Raw genomic sequence first — 18,752 nt, 5'->3', positions numbered from 1 at the left:
TCTCGGTTTTGTGAAAGTGCGACACACGCATCTGGAGACGCATCGGTTTATCGCGCCACTATTTCCGCCATCCGCCTCTGAGGCTGAATGCCAGCATCGAGCGAATAGCCGCAGCGATATCGGCAGCGAGCCGCTTGCGATTATCAGTATTGTGGAAAGGGACACTGTCTCCGAATGTCACCTCGACATCGATGGAGCCCGCCTTGATGACACCGAGCAGGTGCGGCACCAAGGTTATGCTTCCCGGCCAAGCGGCGATGATACGATGATAACGCCCCATCGCCATGCCCTGAACCCGCGTATAGGCAATCGACACCGGCTGCACATAGACCAGCTTGCCCGGCACCTGTTCCGCAGCGGTGGAGGCCGCACCGAAAAGCGACGACTTGATCGTCAGCAGGCGGTTTCCGTCTGATGTCGTCCCTTCGGGGAACAGAACGACAATCTCGCCATCCGCCATCCGGCTGGCGATCTCGCCAACCTGGTCACCGGTGCTGCGTTTCTGTTCACGCTGAACAAAGATGCTTTTCTGCAGACGAGCCAGCCAGCCGAATACCGGCCAGTCGCGCACCTCTGTCTTGGCGATGAACACCACATCGGCAATGCTGCCAAGAACGAGAATGTCTTTCCAGGACGCGTGATTGACGGCAAGCATCAGCGGTTTGGCGCGTTCGATCTCTCCATGAACGTGGACGCGGATACCGAGAACACGACACGCGATGCGATGCCAGATACGCGGGACACGCCGGCGAAGACGCCAGTCGAATGCAAGCCCGAGCAATTGAAGTGGCAGCAACACGAGCGTGACGATCAGAAGAACGACCGCAATATAGGTTGCCCGGAGCCACATCACGATTGCACCGCCCGCTTTACCACCGGGGTCTCAGCGTTCGTCGGGCTTCAGAGGAACGCCGTAAAGTTCCAGCCGATGGTCGACGAGCTTGAAGCCATGCTCACGCGCGATCTTTTCCTGGAGTGCCTCGATTTCCGGAGAATGGAATTCGATCACGACGCCATGCTTCAGATCGATCAGATGATCGTGATGTTCCTCCGGCACAGTCTCATAGCGCGAACGGCCGTCACGGAAGTCATGCCGTTCGATGATACCGGCATCTTCGAAAAGCTTTACGGTTCTGTAGACCGTGGAAATGGAAATGCGGGGATCAACGGCGAAAGACCGACGATAGAGTTCTTCCACATCGGGATGGTCGTCGGATTCCTGTAAGACACGGGCGATGACTCGGCGCTGGTCCGTCATCCGCATGCCGCGCTCGGCACAAAGTTCTTCCAGCGTTTTCGAAAGGTCTATCACGTCTTCTGGCCTTCAGATTCTTCCGTTGGAATGGCGCTGCATGCGCCGAACATATTACAGAATTCGGAACTAGCGAAAGTCTCGACGCATGACAAGCGCCGTCGACTTCGATCCATCCCGGGCGGTATAATAAGCCTTGCGTTCCGCGACAGTCTTGAAGCCTAGCTTCCTGTAAAGCCCTACAGCCGATGTATTGGCGTTGTCCACCTCAAGGAACATCGTCTCGGCGCCACGCATCATTGCTTCGCGGGTCGCGGACTGCATCAGACGCCAACCAAGACCGGCTCGTGCAAATTTTTCACCCACGGCGATGGTCAGGATTTCTGCCTCACCCGCCACTTCTCGGGCAAGAACAAAACCGCCGAGCGGTTTGCTGAAAAAAGCGTTGGTCTGGCGTGCCACCGCACCGAAAACCGATGACTGCGTCAGGAGGCTTGAGAACTCGCCGTCATTCCAGGCGCGCGGAAAGCGCAGGGCGTGCATATCCGCCACCGCCGCGCAGTCCTCGTGCTGCATCGGCACGATTTCGAAATAGGGTTTCCAGCTCAGGTAATCGTCAAACATTGCAGGGAATCATCAGTCATCGCTTACGGACGCCACCTATCAGGCAACCGAGAGGCGTTCCAGCGCAAAACCCGTTTGCGGTCGGGCATCCGGACCGCGCAAGTACAGAGGCGCGGGTTTCGGCATCCCCTCCGGCTTGCGTGCCGCAGCGCGTGCAACTGTCGCGATCGGGAAGCGATCCGGTCCGGAACCCGTTTCCTCGCCTGCAAACAACGGTGCAGCAGAGCCGATCACCACGCCGTCAAAGCCCGTGAGCGTCGCCTTCGCGTCTTCCAGAGGCAACAACGCGGCATCGCTTGACGGCAGGCCATCTGCGCCAAAAATCTGGAGATAGGCCTCGCTTCGTTTCGCATCCAAGCCCACGGCAACGCGCTGGCCAGGATGCCTCAGCAGGTGGTCGACGGCCAAAGTTTCGAGCGTGGTCACGCCCACCGCTTCCTTGTGAAGCGACAGCGCAAATCCACGTGCTGCCGCCACCCCGACGCGTATACCGGTAAAAGAGCCGGGACCAATCGTGACGGCAATCCGCTCGACATCGCGCAATGTCATCGACGCCTGCGTCAACGCAGCGTCGATGATGCCCATCAGCAGTTCCGCATGACCCTTGCCGATGTTTTCGGTCACTTCGCCGAGAACGCGATCCGCCGCACTGTCATAAATGCAGGCAGAGCAATCAACGCCAGAGGTGTCGAGCGCCAGAACAATCATGCTTCAACCAGACAATCAGACAGCTTCGACTTCGCGCACTTCCGGCACGAAATGACGCAGCAGGTTCTGAACGCCGTGCTTCAACGTGGCGGTAGAGGACGGGCAACCGGAGCAAGCCCCCTTCATGTTCAGGAAAACCGTTCCATCGCGGAAGCCACGGAAGGTGATGTCGCCACCATCCTGCGCAACGGCCGGACGAACGCGGGTCTCCAGCAGTTCCTTGATCGTGGCGACGATGGTTTCATCGCCGGCTTCAAAGAACTCATCCTCCTCGTCGGAAAGTTCAGCTGCAACCGCAGAGCCCATGATCGGGCGACCGGACATGAAATGCTCCATGATGGAGCCGAGAATCGCAGGCTTCAGATGCTGCCACTCAGCATCGTCCTTCGTGACGGTGATGAAGTCGAAACCGAAATAAACGCCGGTAACACCGGGAATAGCGAACAGGCGTTCAGCCAAGGGTGATGCCTGTGCCTGCGCAGGGTTGAGGAACTCAGCCGTGCCGCTTTCCAAAACGACCTTGCCAGGAAGGAACTTGAGCGTTGCCGGATTTGGCGTGGCTTCCGTCTGAATGAACATTTCGCATCTCCTTCGAGGTCGCCGTTCACGCCCCGCAATTTAGAATTCTTCCAAAAAATACGCCCGGCGAAGTCTGACTTCAAGCCCTGACATGATAATTACATTCAAGAAATCACCAATAGCCGATCGAAGTCCGCAAGCCGAGGGCATGTTATCGCCCATCAGAAAACGTCCCTCTCAGCAAAGCGCGTCGATTTCCTCGTCCGTCAACGTGTCGGGAAGAACGGTGACAGGCACGGGGAAAGCCGCGCCACGTCCAGCGATCGAAGACACCAGCGGCCCCGGCCCTTCTTTTGTCGATCCCGCCGCCAGAACCAGGATAGCGATATCTCGATCTTCTTCGACCAGGCCATGAATGTTTTCGGTTGCGCTGCCCTCGCGGATCACCGATTCCGGTTCGATCCCGATTGTATCGCGAACCTTCTGGGCGATTTTCGCGAGCGTGGCTTCCGCTTCTTCGCGCGCTTCCGCACGCATGATCTGCTCGACACCCAGCCATTGCTGGAAATCGCCTTCCGGTATCACGTACAAAAGGACCAGCCCGCCGTTGGAGTTCTTGGCGCGACGACCGGCGTAGTGCACGGCCCTTTCGCATTCCGGTGTCCCATCGATGACTGCAAGAAACTTGCGCCGATGCCCTTCCAGACGCGACAGCCGTTTTGAAACCATTCTGCACTCCCTGTTTCCGCCATGAAACGAAAAGCCGCCCGACGGTTCGGGCGGAGATTATATCAAATCACGGCGGGCGCAAACCGCCCGGCAACGAATGCCGGACGGCAATTCGTTACCGCAGGAAGCCGATGATATCGCGCACTTCGTTCATCGTCTTTTCGGCGATGGCGCCAGCACGTTCGCCACCCTGCTTGAGGATGGCATCGATGTGGCTCGGATCGTCGAGCAGACGGCGCATCTCGTTGTTGACAGGTGCCAGAACGTTCACGGCGAGCTCGATCAAGGCAGGCTTGAAAGCCGAGAACTGCTGGCCGCCGAAGTCCTGCAACACGTCCGCCTTGGTCTTGTCGGAGAGCGCGGCATAGATGCCGACAAGGTTTTCCGCCTCGGGACGACCCTTCAAGCCCTCAACTTCGCTCGGCAGCGCATCCGGGTCGGTCTTTGCCTTTTTGATCTTTTTCGAGATGGCATCCACATCGTCCATCAGGTTGATGCGAGACAGGTCGGACGGGTCCGACTTAGACATCTTCTTGGTGCCGTCCTTCAATGACATCACGCGCGGCGCCGGACCACCGATCAGCGGCTCCACCATTGGGAAATACGCGTGTACAGGCTCATCGCCGACAGTGATGTCGACGCCGAGACCGGCCTTGCGGATGTGATCGCTGAAATCGATGTTGAACTTCTGGGCGATATCACGGGCAAGCTCGAGATGCTGCTTCTGGTCGTCACCAACTGGCACATGGGTGGCGCGATAGACGAGAATGTCGGCGGCCATCAGGCTCGGATAGGCAAGCAGACCCAGCGAGACCTGTTCGGCATTCTTGCCGGACTTGTCCTTGAACTGGGTCATGCGCTCCATCCAGCCGATGCGCGCTACACAGTTGAACACCCAGGCCAGTTCCGCATGCTGCGGGACGGCGGACTGATTGAAAACGATATGCTTCACCGGATCGATACCGGAGGCGATGAAGGCTGCGGCGATGGAGCGCGTCTGCGCCTTCAGGTCGGAATGGACGAGCTGCGCGGTGATCGCGTGCATGTCCACGACGCAGTAGATACAGTCGTTATCCTCCTGCAATGCCACGAACTTGCGGATCGCACCGAGATAATTGCCGAGATGCAGATTGCCGGTCGGCTGGACGCCCGAGAAAACCAGCGGCTTGAATGCGTTCATTGTCGTCCTCGAAAAGGCTTGTGGAGGGCCCCGCCCCGTGATTGGAATTGCAAGGCGGGCTTATGCACCCGCAAGCACTGGCAATCAAGGGCTTTCAGGGGATATCAACCACGCGGTTCAAGAAGATCCCAGCGGTTTCCATAGAGATCTTCAAACACGGCGACAGAGCCATAGACTTCGTGGCGCGGCTCTTCCAGAAAGCGCACACCGCGCGCCAGCAAAGCCGCATGGTCGCGGGCGAAATCATCGGTATGAAGAAAGAAGCCGACGCGCCCTCCCGTCTGGCCACCAATGACCTGCCGTTGCGCCTCGCCATCCGCTTCAGCCAACAGAAGGCCGCAGCCTTCCTGTCCCTTCGGCTTGACCACCAGCCAACGCTTGCCATCACCAAGCGGTTGGTCCGCCTGACACTCAAAGCCGAGAACGCCACAATAAAACGCTTTGGCACGATCGTACTCGTCCACCAGAAGGGTGACGATGGCGACGCGGCGATTTTCGGCAAAGAACATCAGTTGCTCTCCGTCTGTGTGGTCTTTTTCCCGCGTTTCTTGATCGCCCTTTTAACCGTGCCGATATCCGCTCCGCCGGAAAGGAAAGCCAGACCGAAATAGACCAGCATTGCAGCAAACACGAGTGCCATGATGGTTCCAGCCCGCACCAGGATGGATGATGCAGAAGACAGTTCGAAGGTCAGATACGCCAGAGCGTAGTGAATGAGAACAGCCATGACGGCAGCCGAGAACAGCAGTCGTGGAATGCGGGTCAGCAGCGGAATATCGATCTGCCAATGGCCGCGCCACATCAAGGTTGCAAACAGCAATGCAGCGTTTATCCAGCCGGCCGTAATTTCGGCGATCGCAATGCCTGGTCCGCCCAGACGCGGAAACAGAGTAAGCGCCATAGAGACATTCACAACAACGGAGATCGCCGCAAAGATCATCGGCGTACGCGTATCCTCACGGGCAAAGAAACCCGGAATGAAAGCCTTTATCAGCACGAACGCCGGAAGACCGAGGCCGTAGATACCGAGAATTTGCGACACCGTTACAGTCGCCGATGGCGCAAAATTTCCACGTTCATACAAAAAGCGCACGATGGGCTCAGCCATGACGAGAAGTGCGGCTGCAGCCGGCAGCGTCAGGAACAGGACGAACTCGACAGAGCGGTTCTGCAGACTGCCAGCTTCCACCATATGCCCGCCCCGCAGAGCGCGCGCCAGCTCTGGCAAAAGCACCGTGGCAACGGCAATGCCGACGACGCCAAGTGGCAATTGATAGATGCGATCGGCATAGGCCAGAGAGGAAATTACACCTTCACCACCGGAGGCGATGTTGGTGTTGATGAGCAGATTGATCTGCGTGATGCCGCCGGTGATCGCAGCCGGAAGAGCAAGGACAAGCAGCCGCTGGACGTTCTTCGTCATCCTGGGACGGCGAAACCCGATCTTCATACCCGCATTGCGCACCGCACCCCAGACTATGGCAAGCTGCACGAGACCGGCTGCCATGACTCCCCAGGACAACGCATACCCCACCTGCAATGGGTCGTAGTTCTTCCACCAGGCCAGAGCCAGAACGCCGATCAGAATGATATTCAGAAAAACCGGAGCGATCGCAGCGGCAAAATATCGGTGCAGCGAATTCAACATGCCGCCCATCATTGCCGCCAGCGACATGCAGGCGAGATAGGGGAACATGATCGTCGCGAGATGAATGGTATTTTCGAACTTTACCGGATCATCGACGAAGCCCGGAGCAATCACCGTCCGAACAATGAACGGCATCGACAATTCCATCAGAATCGTCAGCGCAAGAAGTACGGTGAACAGAACACCGAAAACCTCTTCGGAAAAGCGCCTCGCGCCTTCCATCCCGTTCGCCTCGATTTCCTTGGCGAAAAGCGGCACGAATGCCGAATTGAAGGCCCCTTCGGCAAACAGCCGCCTGAAGGTGTTGGGAAAGCGGAACGCGGCATTGAACGCATCCGCAACCGGACCCGTGCCGACAGCGGCTGCCATCAGCATTTCACGCATGAAGCCGAAAACACGGCTGCCAAGCGTTGCCATTCCCACCGTGGCGAACTTGCCAATGAGGCTCATGACATCAGGCCTTTGCCGTCGTTGCAGCCGGCAATGCGGCCACGTCGGGGTGCGCGATGATGCCGTTCGGCATACGGTCTCGCAACTCGTCTTCCTGCTCGCTCATGACAGCTTTCAGCCGAACGGAAATATTCGCCTGACGATTGTCGTTGGTCACCTTCTGACCGAACAGGTCTGTGACATAGAAGGTGTCGATGACCTTTTCACCGAAAGTGGTGATGCGGGCAGAGTGGATATCAAGCGAAAGATCAGCCAGCACCGCCGTCATGTCGGCGAGCAGACCCGGACGGTCAAGGCATTCCACCTCGATGACGGTGAACTTGTTGGAAAGGCCGTTGGAGATGATGACCGATGGCGGAATCGTAAAGGCGCTTTTCTTGCGCCGGCTCTTGGTTCTGGTCGCGATCATTTCCGGCAGGCGCTGCTTGCCAGATAGCACCTCCTCAATGAGCTTGCCGACATTGTTGCCACGGCGCATCTCGTCCTCGTCGATCGGGAACTCCCGGTTGATGAGGATCGTGTCCAAGGCCCTGCCGTCAGATGTCGTGAAGATCTGCGCGTCGGCAATGTTGGCGCCAGCAGCGGCACAGGCGCCGGTTATAATTGACAGAAGACGCGGATGGTCCGGTGCCAAGACGGTGATTTCGGTAATGGCGTGGAACGAATGGGTCCTGACCATGGTCGACAGCGCTTTTTCCTGCTTGTCGGCTTCTCGAATGAAGCGGGTGTGCCTGACCTGATCCTCCAGCGCCACTGTCAGCAGATAAGGTTCGTAGTGAAGCTTGGTATACTTCCGCCGAGCCTTCTGCCCCCAGTCATCGAGCGCGTCGTCAAGAGCCTGACGTGCAATCTTGGCCCGCTCCTTGCGGGAGACTTCCGAGAAACCGCCTGAAAGCAGCAGTTCCGTCTCGTAATAGAGCGAACGGAGCAACTGCCCTTTCCAGCCATTCCATACGCCGGGTCCAACGGCGCGAATGTCGCAGACCGTCAGGATGAGCAGCATTTTCAGCCGCTCCATCGACTGAACCTTGTCAGCGAAATCGGTGATGGTCTTGCGGTCGTGCAGATCGCGGGTTTGTGCGACCATGGACATCAACAGGTGTTGTTCGATCAGCCAAACCACCGTTTCCGTCTGCTTTCCGGTCAACCGGAAGCGTTGGCAAAGCTTGCGGGCAACACGTGCGCCAGCGATCGAGTGATCTTCCTGCCGCCCCTTTGCGACGTCGTGGAGCAAGACCGCAACGTAGAGCGCTTCGCGATCCTCAATGCTCGGCATGAGCTGATTGGCGAGCGGATGAGCATCAACAGCAACACCCTTGTCGACTTCAGAGAGAATGCCGACGGAGCGGATCAGATGCTCGTCGACGGTATAGTGATGATACATGTTGAACTGCATCATCGCGACGATCTTGCCGAATTCGGGAATGAATCTGCCGAGAACTCCGGCTTCATTCATCCGCCGCAGCGTCAGGGCCGGATCACGACGTGAGGTAAGGATCGACAGAAACAGCCTGTTGGCCTCGTCGTTTTCACGCAGATCGTTGTTGATCAGTGACAGCGATCGGGTGACGACGCGCAAGGCATCGGGGTGCAGTTCGAGATTGTTGATGTCGGCGATATGAAACAGCCGGATCAGGTTCACCGGATCGTTCTTGAAGACCTCGGGCTTGGCCAGCGCAATCCGCCCTCTATCTTCCACAAACTCGACGGAACCCGGAATCTTGCGCAGACGGCGTGCGAAGCGGCTTAGAACACCAGTCAGGCCCGGAACGTCCTTCGCCTGCTTGTCTTCCAGGGCAGCGCAGACGATGCGCGTCAGATCACCCACATCCTTGGCGACAAGGAAATAGTGCTTCATGAAACGCTCGACAGCCGAGAGGCCAGGACGCGGCTGGTAACCCAGCGCATCGGCAATCTCTCGCTGGATGTCGAACGACAGACGCTCTTCCGCCTTGCCGGTGATGAAATGCATCTGGCAACGCACAGCCCAGAGGAAGTCGTCGGCCTTGTCGAAAAGCTTCAGTTCACGCTTCGACAGAACACCGAGCTTGACGAGATCGGCAGCATCACGGACGTGGTAATAATATTTGGCAATCCAGAACAGGGTATGCAGGTCGCGCAGGCCGCCCTTGCCTTCCTTGACATTGGGCTCGACCAGATACCGCGTATCGCCTGCCTTGCGGTGGCGCTGATCGCGCTCGGCAAGTTTCGCGGCGATAAATTCCGGTCCGGTTCCCGTCACGACTTCTGACTCGAAACGTTTTTCAAGATCGTCCGTCAAAGCCTTCTTGCCGCAGATCGCGCGAACTTCCAAGATCGCCGTCCGGATCGTCATGTCGGACTTGGAAAGACGAATGCTTTCATCGACGGTGCGGGTCGCATGACCAACCTTGAAGCCGAGATCCCACAGAAGATAGAGAACAAACTCCACCGCCTTGTGCATGTCGGGCGTGTTTTTAGCCGGCATCAGGAACAGGAGGTCGATGTCCGATCCCGGTGCCAACGTGCCGCGACCGTAACCGCCGACAGCAGTCACTGCAATCTGCGGTGCGTCCTGCGGATAGACATATTGGCATGTGAGATCGTAGAGCACTTCGATAAGACGATCCTGGAGCCAGGAGATCCGTCTCGCGCAATCGATACCGCTGCCATCGGCATTCAACAGATCCCGGGCCTTTTGACGGCCTTCTGTGCTGGCCTTGCGAAAGATCGGCAGCAATTCGGACCGGACGTCAGAAATGCGCTTGCCTTCCCCCTTAAAGACCAAGTCGCATTCCTGCTTGAGTGCCGGAACATCGAGGATTGCAGAAAAATCGAGGTCGCTGATGGCCATCTATGCCGGTATCCATGTCTTGCGGGCAGCCCACCCTTCGGTCGGCACTGTCCTATATCGAGTTTCGAAGGCAATGGACAGGCAATCTACGCATCAAGCCTTGCCAAGTTCTTTCTTCAGCGCATAGAGCGCGTCCAGTGCCTCTCGCGGCGTCATTTCGTCCGGGTTCATCGCCTTCAGGCTGTCCTCAATTTTGGATGGCCCACTCTTGCGGCTATCGTCGCGACGGACGGCAACCTGAAACAGGGGCAGATCGTCAATGAGTTGGCTTGCCGGGTTCTTGCGATCGGCATCCTCCAGCTTCGTCAACACCTCGCGGGCACGCTCCACAACCGAGGCAGGCAGTCCAGCAAGCTTGGCCACCTGAATGCCGTAAGAACGATCGGCAGCGCCCGGCCCGACCTCATGCAGGAAAATGACATCACCCTCCCACTCCTTGACCCGCATCGTGGCATTGGAAAGGCGGCCGAGTTTTTCGGAAAGGACTGTCAGTTCATGGAAGTGGGTGGCAAAAAGTCCGCGGCAGCGATTGGCTTCGTGCAGATGTTCCACCGCTGCCCAGGCAATCGACAAGCCATCGAAGGTTGCCGTACCACGGCCAATCTCATCCAGAATGACGAGAGATCGATCCGTCGCCTGATTGAGAATGGCGGCCGTCTCCACCATCTCAACCATGAAGGTCGAGCGTCCGCGCGCCAGATCGTCCGAAGCGCCAACGCGGGAGAACAAGCGGTCCACGACACCGATATGGGCGGCTTCCGCCGGGACGAAGGCACCGATCTGCGCCAGAATGGCAATCAGCGCGTTCTGACGCAGGAACGTCGATTTACCGCCCATGTTCGGGCCGGTGAGCAACCAGATCGCACCGTTCTTGCCACCATTGACGGCAGAGAGGTCGCAGTCATTGGCGATGAACGGGCCAGCTGACTGGCGCCGCAACGCCTGTTCGACAACGGGATGGCGCCCGCCCTTGATGGAAAAGGTCATGGATGCGTCGACGATCGGCCGGCAATAGGCCTGTTCGGCGGCAAGATGGGCCAGGCTCCCGGCAACATCGATCACCGCCAGCGCCAAAGCACCCGCCTTGATCGGCTCGGCCTGCTGCACGACGGCTTTCACCATCTGCTCGAACGCATCCAGCTCCATTGTCAGCGCCTGCGCAGCAGCGTTGGCAATACGGCTTTCGAGGTCGGCAAGCTCCGTCGTCGTAAAGCGCATGGCGCCCGCCATCGTCTGGCGGTGAATGAAACGGGCTTTCGCCTCGTCCGTCGAGGTCATGACATCGGCGTTGCCAGCCGTGACTTCGATGAAATAGCCCAGAACATTGTTGTGCTTGATCTTCAGCGACTTGATGCCGGTTTCGTCAGCGTATTTTAGCTGCAATCCGGCAACGACACGCCGTGACTGGTCACGCAGCGCACGCACCTCATCGAGATCGGGATTGGAGCCCTCCCGCACGAAGCCGCCATCGCGTTTGAGAAGAGGCATGTCGTCTGCGAGTGTCGCTGCAAGCATGGCCTCCAGATCGCTAGGCAGCGCCTTGAGATCGGCAAGCGCAGCCGCCAGCTCATCCGGCAGGAGCCCCTGGTCGAGAATTGACGCAACGTAGGCGGCGGCCGAAAGCCCTTGACGGATTGCACCGAGGTCACGGGGACCACCACGCTCCAGCGCAAGACGCGACAGCGCACGCGGCATGTCCGCGACCTGCTTCAGGGCATCCCGCAGTTTTTCGCACAAGGACACATCATCAATGAGATAGGCAACCGCATCGAGGCGCGTATTGATCCTCTCCGGATCAGTCAGAGGCGACATCAAACGTTCGGCCAGAAGACGGGCACCGCCGCCGGTCACCGTTCGATTGATGGCGTGCAGCAACGAGCCATCGCGGTCACCGGACAGGGTTTTCACCAGCTCCAGATTGGCGCGGGTTGCCGGATCGATGAAAAGCGTGCTGGCGGAACTTTCGCGTTCAGGGCTGCCAAGCGCCGGGCGTTCGGCAATCTGGGTTTTCTCGACATAGGCAACGGCGGCTGCGGCAGCGGCCATTTCCACACGCGAAAATGTTCCAAAGCCGTCGAGCGTGGAAACATTGAAATAGCGCGCAATACGCCCTTCGGCGGTGGCGCTATCGAAAAGAATGGCGGGTTGCGGCACCGCGACCCGACCGAGCACGTCGAATACCGGCTTCAGTTCCTCGTCATGGAACAGACTATCGGCAACAATGAGTTCGCGCGGATCAATCCGCCAGATATCAGCCAGAAGCCGGGTCAGCGTTGTTTCCGCCAGGCGGAATACGCCAGTGGAAATGTCGATCCACGCCAAGGCGAACTGCGCTTCGGCACTGCCACGAATACGGGCAAGTGCCATGAGGTAGTTGGATTCCGTTGGTGACAGCAACTTTTCTTCGGTCAGCGTGCCGGGCGTGACCAGCCGCACCACGTCACGACGGACAACGGATTTCGATCCACGTTTCTTGGCTTCAGCGGGGTCTTCCACCTGCTCGCAGACGGCAACGCGATAACCGCGCAGGATCAGCTTTTGCAGGTAATCATCCGCAGCATGAACCGGCACACCGCACATGGGGATGTCCTGCCCCATATGCTGACCGCGCTTCGTCAGCGTGATGCCGAGGGCACGGGATGCTTCCACCGCGTCTTCAAAGAACAATTCGTAAAAATCGCCCATGCGGTAAAACAGCAGCGAACCGGGATTGTTCGACTTGATCTCGATAAATTGCTCCATCATCGGAGTGGCCGAAGCGCGGCTCTCCTCTGAAATCAGCGAGGCAGTGGAATGAACGTCCGTCAATGGCCTGATCGTATCGGTTTCGTGTTACGGGAAAGGAGCGCAGAGACTAGCGACCCCATCACGCAAGGACAACACGCACAAACAGCCTGCCCACAGGAAGCTTGAGGATTTCGCCACTCAGCCGTTAAAGCGCTGCGCTTCACCGCCGCCATAATAGGTGATGTACCGGCCGGCAATCGATGACACCGGCAGGACGACCAGCACATCCGTGGTATTGAAGGCGTGATCCACAACCGCACCCGAACCGAACATCGCACCGAGGCGCATGTACCCCTTGATGAGGGGTGGCATGGAATTCAGCGCCTTGCGAGCGTTGACAGCCTCGGCCGGCATCAGATCCATTTCACGATAAAGCTCAGGGAGAGCTTCTGCAGCCCACTCACCTTTCGCAATACAATTGTGATGCAGGAAGGAAAGAGCAAGCGCATGGCTTTCAGGCTGAACACCGGGGAACGAAGCGCAGCCGATCATCGCGTCCATACGGTGCTTGACGGCATAGGCCCAGTTTCCCTGCCACAGCAGTTCAACCGTGCGCTTGGTACGATACTCCGGCAGGACGCAGGAACGACCGAGTTCCATGAAACGCTTTCCCGGATGACGCGCGATCAGGCCGGCGATATCAAACTCGCTGGCCGAATAAAATCCATTGTTTGCGACCGCAGTATCCTGCCGCAGCAGGCGATACGTACCAACAATCTGATCTTCTGTGTCGCCCTCGATTGCATTGTCGAGAACAAGCAGGTGGTCGCACACACTATCCCAGGCATCGATATCGCGTTTGCGTCGCATGGCATCGGCGGGAAGCCGGGCTTTCATCTCTTCAACGAAGACACGAAAACGGACGGACTGGGCAGCATCGATTTCACGGTCGGTTCGGGCAAGCCTCGTCTCCAGCGTGCCAATCCGGCCGAGAACACCCTCATTGTTTGGCTTCAAACCCGAGATGGGTTTGACGGCACCATCGTTTTCACAAACGTCGTGATTCAGGATTTCCGCAACCATGGGGAATCGCTCCACCGCCAAAGGATTTCATTGTCATAAATCACCAATTGACGACAGAACAGTGACAATATGCCACCGTAATAAATTACCGTTCGCGACCGTGGCGACGATGCAATCGTCGATTCGACCTAGGACAGAAACAGGCGTTTTCCTTCGAGCAGGCGACGGATTTCCTCGATCAGCCGTTTCGGATCGACCGGCTTTGTCAGCACCGCTCCAGCCCCTGCCTCCAGCAGCCGGTCAGCGGTGCTACGGTCTGTCTCTCCGGTAAGGACGATCACCGGAATTTGCCTTTCGCCCTTGCGGGACTGGAAAAGCGCCGGCAACACTTCCAGACCGTCACCACCAGGCATGTTAAGGTCAGAGATGACGACATCCGGCAAGGTTTCCGCTCCCGGTGCGATCGCCAACCTCAAGGCGTCGAAATCCGAAACAAGTCGGGGCGAAAAGCCGCTTTTGCGAAGCACTGCTTCAATGATGCGCGCATTGACGGCATCGTCTTCGGCGACGAGGACATCGATACCGAATGAACCACTTGTCATGCGTGGCGACAGGCCGAGATCGGGATGATTGTCGTTGATGGCATCGCGCCGCTCAATTCCGCGCAGGCGCCCACACAGCACATCAATCAGCGACTTTTCGCGCAGCGGCCGAATGAGCCAGGCGTCGAAATCGCCATGCATTTGCGACGGACGCTCCTCGGGACTGACCAGCAAGGTGCGCCGAACCGTTTTTTCGTTGAGCACGGCCGCGTTTCGCAAGACTTCCTTGAAATCATCCGCGATCCGCTGGTCGACGATGACGTCAGTGATATCGACGAGAGAGTTAGCGGGGCTATCAAGCAATGCCGTGAGATCGTCGAGCCCGTGAATATGTGTGCACCTGCCACCAAATGCCGAGATCGCACTCGCCATCGTGCCGGATGCGACGCCAGACGGCGCGAGAAGCAGGACATTGGTGTGATCGAGGCAGCGCCTGCGATCAGTGGTTCGTTTGCCTGTCCCGACCGAGCCCGGACGAAATGACAGGGTAAAGACGCTACCCTTGCCCTTACGGCTAGACACCGCCAGTTTGCCGCCAAATTCACGCATGATGCGAGCAGAAATCGCCAATCCGAGACCTGTTCCGGCGCTGCGTTGTGTCAGAGGTCCGGCCTGCTCGAACTCGCGGAAAATACGTGCCTGCTCCGCTCTGGTCATGCCAGGGCCGCTATCCTCAACGGCGATGCGCAAATCCCCATCCGCGAAATCAGCGCGCACGACAACGCCACCCTCTTTCGTGAATTTTACCGCGTTTCCAATCAGGTTGAACAGAATCTGGCGCAATCGCGCCGGATCGAAATCGAGATAATCCGGCACATCGACGGAGATCGAAGACGCTATCTCTATGCCTTTTTCATGGGCGCGATGCGCCAGCATTTCCACGACACTCTCGATCAACTGCCGCAGATTTTCAGCTCGTGGATTGAGCGTGAAGCGGCCCGCCTCCATCGTCGAATAATCAAGCAAATCTTCGACAAGCTGAACAAGGGACTGGCCCGACTGTCTCATGCCATCAAGGTAGTTGCGCTGCTCCTGGTTCAGCCTCGTCTGCGAAAGAAGGTGATTCATGCCCAGAATGCCCGACAAGGGAAGACGGATTTCGTGGCTGACAGTGGCAAGCAGCCTCGCCTTGTCGGCATCGGCCTTTTCCGCTCGGGCGCGCGCATCTTCGCGTGTCGCGACTGCGAACCTTTCCTCGGTCACATCTCGTGCAATGCTGCTGATTAGAAGTCGGCTGCTGCCAATATCCCGCGTGACGGCATCCTGCCATACGAAAATACGCTGCCCGAAAGGCGTCGCGATTTCAACGTCGTAGGCATGCGCCCGGTCCCCAGGCCGAAATGCAATGCCGATTTCTTCACATGTCCGCCCTTCTGGAGCAACGCAGCCGGTCATGTCGCGGAAAATCGCATTGGCCTCAACAATGCGGCGATCCATGTCGCGGATCACGACAATATCGCCCATCACCTCATGAATGTCTGCAACGATGGAGCGGTTCTCCATACGTCGTGCGGAGATGCCCTCCTCTTCATGTATGGATATTGCATCCAATGCCTTCGAAGCGAAGAAACGATGATTTACAAAAAATGCGACCGCAGCAACTGCCGCTAAAAGAGCGATCAGAACTGTCGCAGCAAACGGTAGGGCCAGCGCGAACAACAATGCCAGCGCGACAGCCGCCAGGAAGACGACAGATGTCGGAAAATCGGATAGGCGGGCGAGCTGCGAAGAGTGCTTCTGGCGACCCAAATGCGGTGAAACGTCTTCAGCCACCGGCGATTGCTTTTTTGAAGCAACCGCAGCATCAAAATCGTCCGCAATCTTTTCCCGGCGTTTCGCAAGTTCGCTCATACAAAACCGCTAGCACAGCAACGGTTTTGATATCTTTCGACGAAACTCTAAAATTTTACTTTTTGGCCGCTCTCGCGTGCAAAAACTCGTCCAGAATAACGCAGCCCGCACCGATCGTTATGAAACTGTCAGCAAGATTGAAAACGGCAAAAGACCAGGTTTGCGTGTGGAACAAGATATAATCGATCACGTGCCCATACAGAAAACGGTCGAAAATGTTTCCTGCCGCGCCCGCGATGATCAGAGCAAAACCAAGATGTGCGAAGGTTCGGTTCGGCTCCGTCTTGCGCCACATCCAGATGACGAAACAGACGATGACGAGGCGCATGCCAACGATGAACCAGCCCTCCATATCCGCCAGCATCGAGAAGGCAACACCGAGATTGTAGGTGCGGTATAGTGCCAGAAATGGCATCACCGGCACCATCTCCTGCAATGGCAGATAGGCTTCTACCAGCAGCTTGACGACTTGATCGAGTACCAGCGCGGCGACGATCAATGCGACAGCGGGAACGGTTTTCGAAAAGACGGCTGTATTCTGCATCATTTCACCGGCGCAAGCTCTAGGAGATGGCGACGTGCCTCAAAAAGCATGACAGCACTCGCTATGGCCAAATTCAGGCTATCGGCGCGCCCCTGCTGGGGAATACGCGCAAGCTGATCCGCCTTGCTGGCGAGTTCCGGCGGCAGCCCGGATTGTTCGTTGCCCATCAACAGCACGACCGGCTTTTTTGCGTAATCGATGGTCCGATAGTCGACCGAACCGGCAAGATGGGTCGCAACGACACTGACGTCAGCCGTTTTTTTCCAGGCCAGAAATTCCTCGACGCTGGCTCGTGCGACCGGGATTGCAAAAACAGACCCCATGGTGGCTCGGACCGTCTCCAGTGAAAACGGATCGGTGCAATCGCCAACCAGAATGACGCCGGATGCACCTGCGGCATCTGCGGTACGAATGATGGTGCCAAGATTACCAGGATCGCGCACCCGGTCGAGCGCAATGTAGGTTTCACCCTTAAGCGGGCGAATGTCCCTGAGAGGCTTCCATTTCTGCTCGAAAATACCAACAACCATCTGCGGATTGTCGCGTCGGGTGATGGACGAGATAACCTTTTCGCTGACTTCCAGCACGAGGCCACCGGAAGCCACGGTCTTTGCCGCAACCTGCTCCACCAGCGGCTTGCCCTTGGCAGCCTTGGCATAAACCAGCGTTTTGATCGTCCAGCCCAGTTCGACGGCGTCAATGACCAGTTTCAGCCCCTCCGCCATGAAGGTGCCGGTCTCTTCACGCCCCTTCTTCTGGGTAAGAGCCTTGATGTCCTTGACGATCGGGTTGGCAAGGCTGGTTACTTCCTTGACCTGCCCAACGCGGCGCGCGCCGCTTTCGCGCATATCGTTTGTCATTTCGGCACCCAGCGGCTGAAAAGTGAAGTGGAAAGAGCCCGGCCATGCGTCTTGCCATCAAGACCGGCCTCGCGAATGACAAGCTCGCCTGAGGCCACCACGCCACCGGCACCGCGCATCGTTTCGCGCATCAATTCATGCATGGAATAGAAGCTGGCCCGAATGGAGTAAGCGGTCAGCACAAGCCCGACTGCCTTTGGCGACAGAATGTCCCGACACACGTCCAGCATCAGCGGCAAGTGGTCGAAAAGCTCCCAGACCTCGCCATGCGTGCCACGGCCGAACTTCGGCGGGTCGGTCAGAATAATGTCGTAGGTATTGCCGCGTCGTTCCTCGCGCAGAATGAACTTCATGGCATCTTCACAGATCCAGCGGATCGGCGCCTCTTCCAGTCGCGCCAGGGCCTGATTTTCCTTTGCCCAGCCAATTGCTTTCTTGGAGGCATCGACATGGGTGACTTCCGCACCTGCAGCCGCCGCGACCAGCGATGCAACGCCAGTGTATCCAAACAGATTGAGCACCTTCAGCGGCCGATCAGCGGTCTCGATCGTGTTTTTCAGCCATTCCCAGTGCACGATCTGCTCCGGGAAGACACCGACATGACGAAACGCCGTGAAACGGCCAAGGAAATCAACACCGAGAAGCGACAATGGCCAGGTTTCACCAAGTGCTGCCTTGGGAAAACGCCAGCGGCCCATCCCGTCTTCATCGGTATCGCCGGTGAACACCGCGTCGACATTCTGCCAGACGCGCTCTGGCAGCGTCGGCCGCCAGAGGGCCTGCGCTTCCGGGCGAACGATCCGGTAATCGCCATATTGTTCGAGCTTCAGCCCGTTACCGCTGTCAATCAGATGGAAATCGCCTGCACCGCTCGATTCCAGAATGATCGGAACCTGTTCCGTCGGCAGATCGCCGATCCGGGTCTTCAGCGCGCGGGTCGGGACCTGCTCTACGGGAAGGGGCGCAGCAACTTTTTCTTTGGCAGCAGCTTTTGGCGCGCTCCTTACGGCGTCGGGCTCACGCTTTTTCGGCGCGGTTTCCGGGCGTCTTGGCGACTTTGCAGAATAAGCCTGTTTTTTTTCGCTCCCGGCACGAACCTTGCTGCCCGGCCGGCTGTCTTTTTTCTTCAATGGAAATCTTTCCGCTTCTGCCCAACTCGTTATCAGGCAGCAAATACCACTCCATGCGGCGCTCGCATAGAG

Annotated in this window: 16 protein-coding genes; all 16 read right to left on the bottom strand. The window is 57.7% G+C overall.

The annotated features are described in order from the left end of the window. Positions 1–58: 58 nt before the first annotated feature. The 16 genes from olsA to HWX89_RS10190 all read right to left on the bottom strand — a co-directional run bounded on the left by olsA (position 59) and on the right by HWX89_RS10190 (position 18,680). Positions 59–853, bottom strand: a complete 795-nt coding sequence (olsA, locus tag HWX89_RS10265) for a lyso-ornithine lipid O-acyltransferase (protein ID WP_138794387.1) — start codon at positions 851–853, stop codon at positions 59–61. Between the two features lie 30 nt (positions 854–883). After that, positions 884–1,312: a Fur family transcriptional regulator gene (locus tag HWX89_RS10260; RefSeq protein ID WP_138794386.1), complete on the bottom strand. Its 429-nt coding sequence runs from the start codon at positions 1,310–1,312 to the stop codon at positions 884–886. A 69-nt stretch (positions 1,313–1,381) separates the two neighbouring features. After that, a complete protein-coding gene (locus HWX89_RS10255) occupies positions 1,382–1,876 on the bottom strand; it encodes a GNAT family N-acetyltransferase (RefSeq protein ID WP_138794385.1) in 495 nt (164 codons plus the stop codon). 39 nt (positions 1,877–1,915) lie between these two features. After that, a complete protein-coding gene (gene tsaB, locus HWX89_RS10250; protein WP_138794384.1) occupies positions 1,916–2,584 on the bottom strand; it encodes a tRNA (adenosine(37)-N6)-threonylcarbamoyltransferase complex dimerization subunit type 1 TsaB in 669 nt (222 codons plus the stop codon). A gap of 15 nt (positions 2,585–2,599) precedes the next feature. Continuing rightward, positions 2,600–3,163: a NifU family protein gene (locus HWX89_RS10245; protein ID WP_138794383.1), complete on the bottom strand. Its 564-nt coding sequence runs from the start codon at positions 3,161–3,163 to the stop codon at positions 2,600–2,602. Positions 3,164–3,340: 177 nt separating this feature from the next. Beyond that, on the bottom strand, positions 3,341–3,832 hold the full coding sequence (locus tag HWX89_RS10240; RefSeq protein ID WP_138794382.1) for a universal stress protein: 492 nt from the start codon (positions 3,830–3,832) through the stop codon (positions 3,341–3,343). Between the two features lie 115 nt (positions 3,833–3,947). Next, entirely contained in the window at positions 3,948–5,012 is a 1,065-nt protein-coding gene (gene trpS / locus HWX89_RS10235) for a tryptophan--tRNA ligase (protein ID WP_138794381.1), read from the bottom strand. A 104-nt stretch (positions 5,013–5,116) separates the two neighbouring features. After that, positions 5,117–5,521: a VOC family protein gene (locus HWX89_RS10230; protein ID WP_138794380.1), complete on the bottom strand. Its 405-nt coding sequence runs from the start codon at positions 5,519–5,521 to the stop codon at positions 5,117–5,119. Next, positions 5,521–7,110, bottom strand: coding sequence for a murein biosynthesis integral membrane protein MurJ (gene murJ / locus HWX89_RS10225; RefSeq protein WP_138794379.1), 1,590 nt, complete (start codon positions 7,108–7,110; stop codon positions 5,521–5,523). Before murJ ends, HWX89_RS10230 begins: the two co-directional genes overlap by 1 nt. A gap of 4 nt (positions 7,111–7,114) precedes the next feature. Then, on the bottom strand, positions 7,115–9,943 hold the full coding sequence (locus HWX89_RS10220) for a [protein-PII] uridylyltransferase (RefSeq protein ID WP_138794378.1): 2,829 nt from the start codon (positions 9,941–9,943) through the stop codon (positions 7,115–7,117). Positions 9,944–10,036: 93 nt separating this feature from the next. After that, complete coding sequence (mutS, locus tag HWX89_RS10215; protein WP_138794932.1) at positions 10,037–12,688, bottom strand: DNA mismatch repair protein MutS; 2,652 nt, start codon at positions 12,686–12,688, stop codon at positions 10,037–10,039. Positions 12,689–12,868: 180 nt separating this feature from the next. After that, positions 12,869–13,753, bottom strand: coding sequence for a l-ornithine N(alpha)-acyltransferase (olsB, locus tag HWX89_RS10210; RefSeq protein ID WP_138794377.1), 885 nt, complete (start codon positions 13,751–13,753; stop codon positions 12,869–12,871). A gap of 128 nt (positions 13,754–13,881) precedes the next feature. Then, a complete protein-coding gene (locus tag HWX89_RS10205) occupies positions 13,882–16,146 on the bottom strand; it encodes a hybrid sensor histidine kinase/response regulator (RefSeq protein ID WP_138794376.1) in 2,265 nt (754 codons plus the stop codon). A gap of 55 nt (positions 16,147–16,201) precedes the next feature. After that, entirely contained in the window at positions 16,202–16,690 is a 489-nt protein-coding gene (gene lspA / locus HWX89_RS10200) for a signal peptidase II (protein ID WP_138794375.1), read from the bottom strand. Then, the gene (locus tag HWX89_RS10195) at positions 16,690–17,550 is read right to left on the bottom strand and encodes a TrmH family RNA methyltransferase (RefSeq protein ID WP_138794374.1); all 861 of its coding nucleotides are present in this window, start codon (positions 17,548–17,550) and stop codon (positions 16,690–16,692) included. Before HWX89_RS10195 ends, lspA begins: the two co-directional genes overlap by 1 nt. Continuing rightward, complete coding sequence (locus tag HWX89_RS10190) at positions 17,547–18,680, bottom strand: RsmD family RNA methyltransferase (protein WP_138794373.1); 1,134 nt, start codon at positions 18,678–18,680, stop codon at positions 17,547–17,549. The genes HWX89_RS10195 and HWX89_RS10190 overlap by 4 nt, the downstream gene beginning before the upstream one ends. Positions 18,681–18,752 lie beyond the last annotated feature (72 nt).

The sequence above is a fragment of the Rhizobium sp. RM genome, assembly GCF_013390595.1.
In the GTDB taxonomy this organism is placed as follows: Bacteria; Pseudomonadota; Alphaproteobacteria; order Rhizobiales; family Rhizobiaceae; genus Agrobacterium.
This window is presented reverse-complemented; position numbering and strand designations above follow the sequence as displayed.

What these genes read in the sequence shown, in the direction of transcription:
- HWX89_RS10255 (WP_138794385.1), bottom strand. Translation starts at nt 1,876, where the DNA reads ATGTTTGACGATTACCTGAGCTGGAAACCCTATTTCGAAATCGTGCCG.
- tsaB (WP_138794384.1), bottom strand. Translation starts at nt 2,584, where the DNA reads ATGATTGTTCTGGCGCTCGACACCTCTGGCGTTGATTGCTCTGCCTGC.
- HWX89_RS10245 (WP_138794383.1), bottom strand. Translation starts at nt 3,163, where the DNA reads ATGTTCATTCAGACGGAAGCCACGCCAAATCCGGCAACGCTCAAGTTC.
- HWX89_RS10240 (WP_138794382.1), bottom strand. Translation starts at nt 3,832, where the DNA reads ATGGTTTCAAAACGGCTGTCGCGTCTGGAAGGGCATCGGCGCAAGTTT.
- trpS (WP_138794381.1), bottom strand. Translation starts at nt 5,012, where the DNA reads ATGAACGCATTCAAGCCGCTGGTTTTCTCGGGCGTCCAGCCGACCGGC.
- HWX89_RS10230 (WP_138794380.1), bottom strand. Translation starts at nt 5,521, where the DNA reads ATGTTCTTTGCCGAAAATCGCCGCGTCGCCATCGTCACCCTTCTGGTG.
- murJ (WP_138794379.1), bottom strand. Translation starts at nt 7,110, where the DNA reads ATGAGCCTCATTGGCAAGTTCGCCACGGTGGGAATGGCAACGCTTGGC.
- HWX89_RS10220 (WP_138794378.1), bottom strand. Translation starts at nt 9,943, where the DNA reads ATGGCCATCAGCGACCTCGATTTTTCTGCAATCCTCGATGTTCCGGCA.
- mutS (WP_138794932.1), bottom strand. Translation starts at nt 12,688, where the DNA reads ATGATGGAGCAATTTATCGAGATCAAGTCGAACAATCCCGGTTCGCTG.
- olsB (WP_138794377.1), bottom strand. Translation starts at nt 13,753, where the DNA reads ATGGTTGCGGAAATCCTGAATCACGACGTTTGTGAAAACGATGGTGCC.
- HWX89_RS10205 (WP_138794376.1), bottom strand. Translation starts at nt 16,146, where the DNA reads ATGAGCGAACTTGCGAAACGCCGGGAAAAGATTGCGGACGATTTTGAT.
- lspA (WP_138794375.1), bottom strand. Translation starts at nt 16,690, where the DNA reads ATGCAGAATACAGCCGTCTTTTCGAAAACCGTTCCCGCTGTCGCATTG.
- HWX89_RS10195 (WP_138794374.1), bottom strand. Translation starts at nt 17,550, where the DNA reads ATGACAAACGATATGCGCGAAAGCGGCGCGCGCCGCGTTGGGCAGGTC.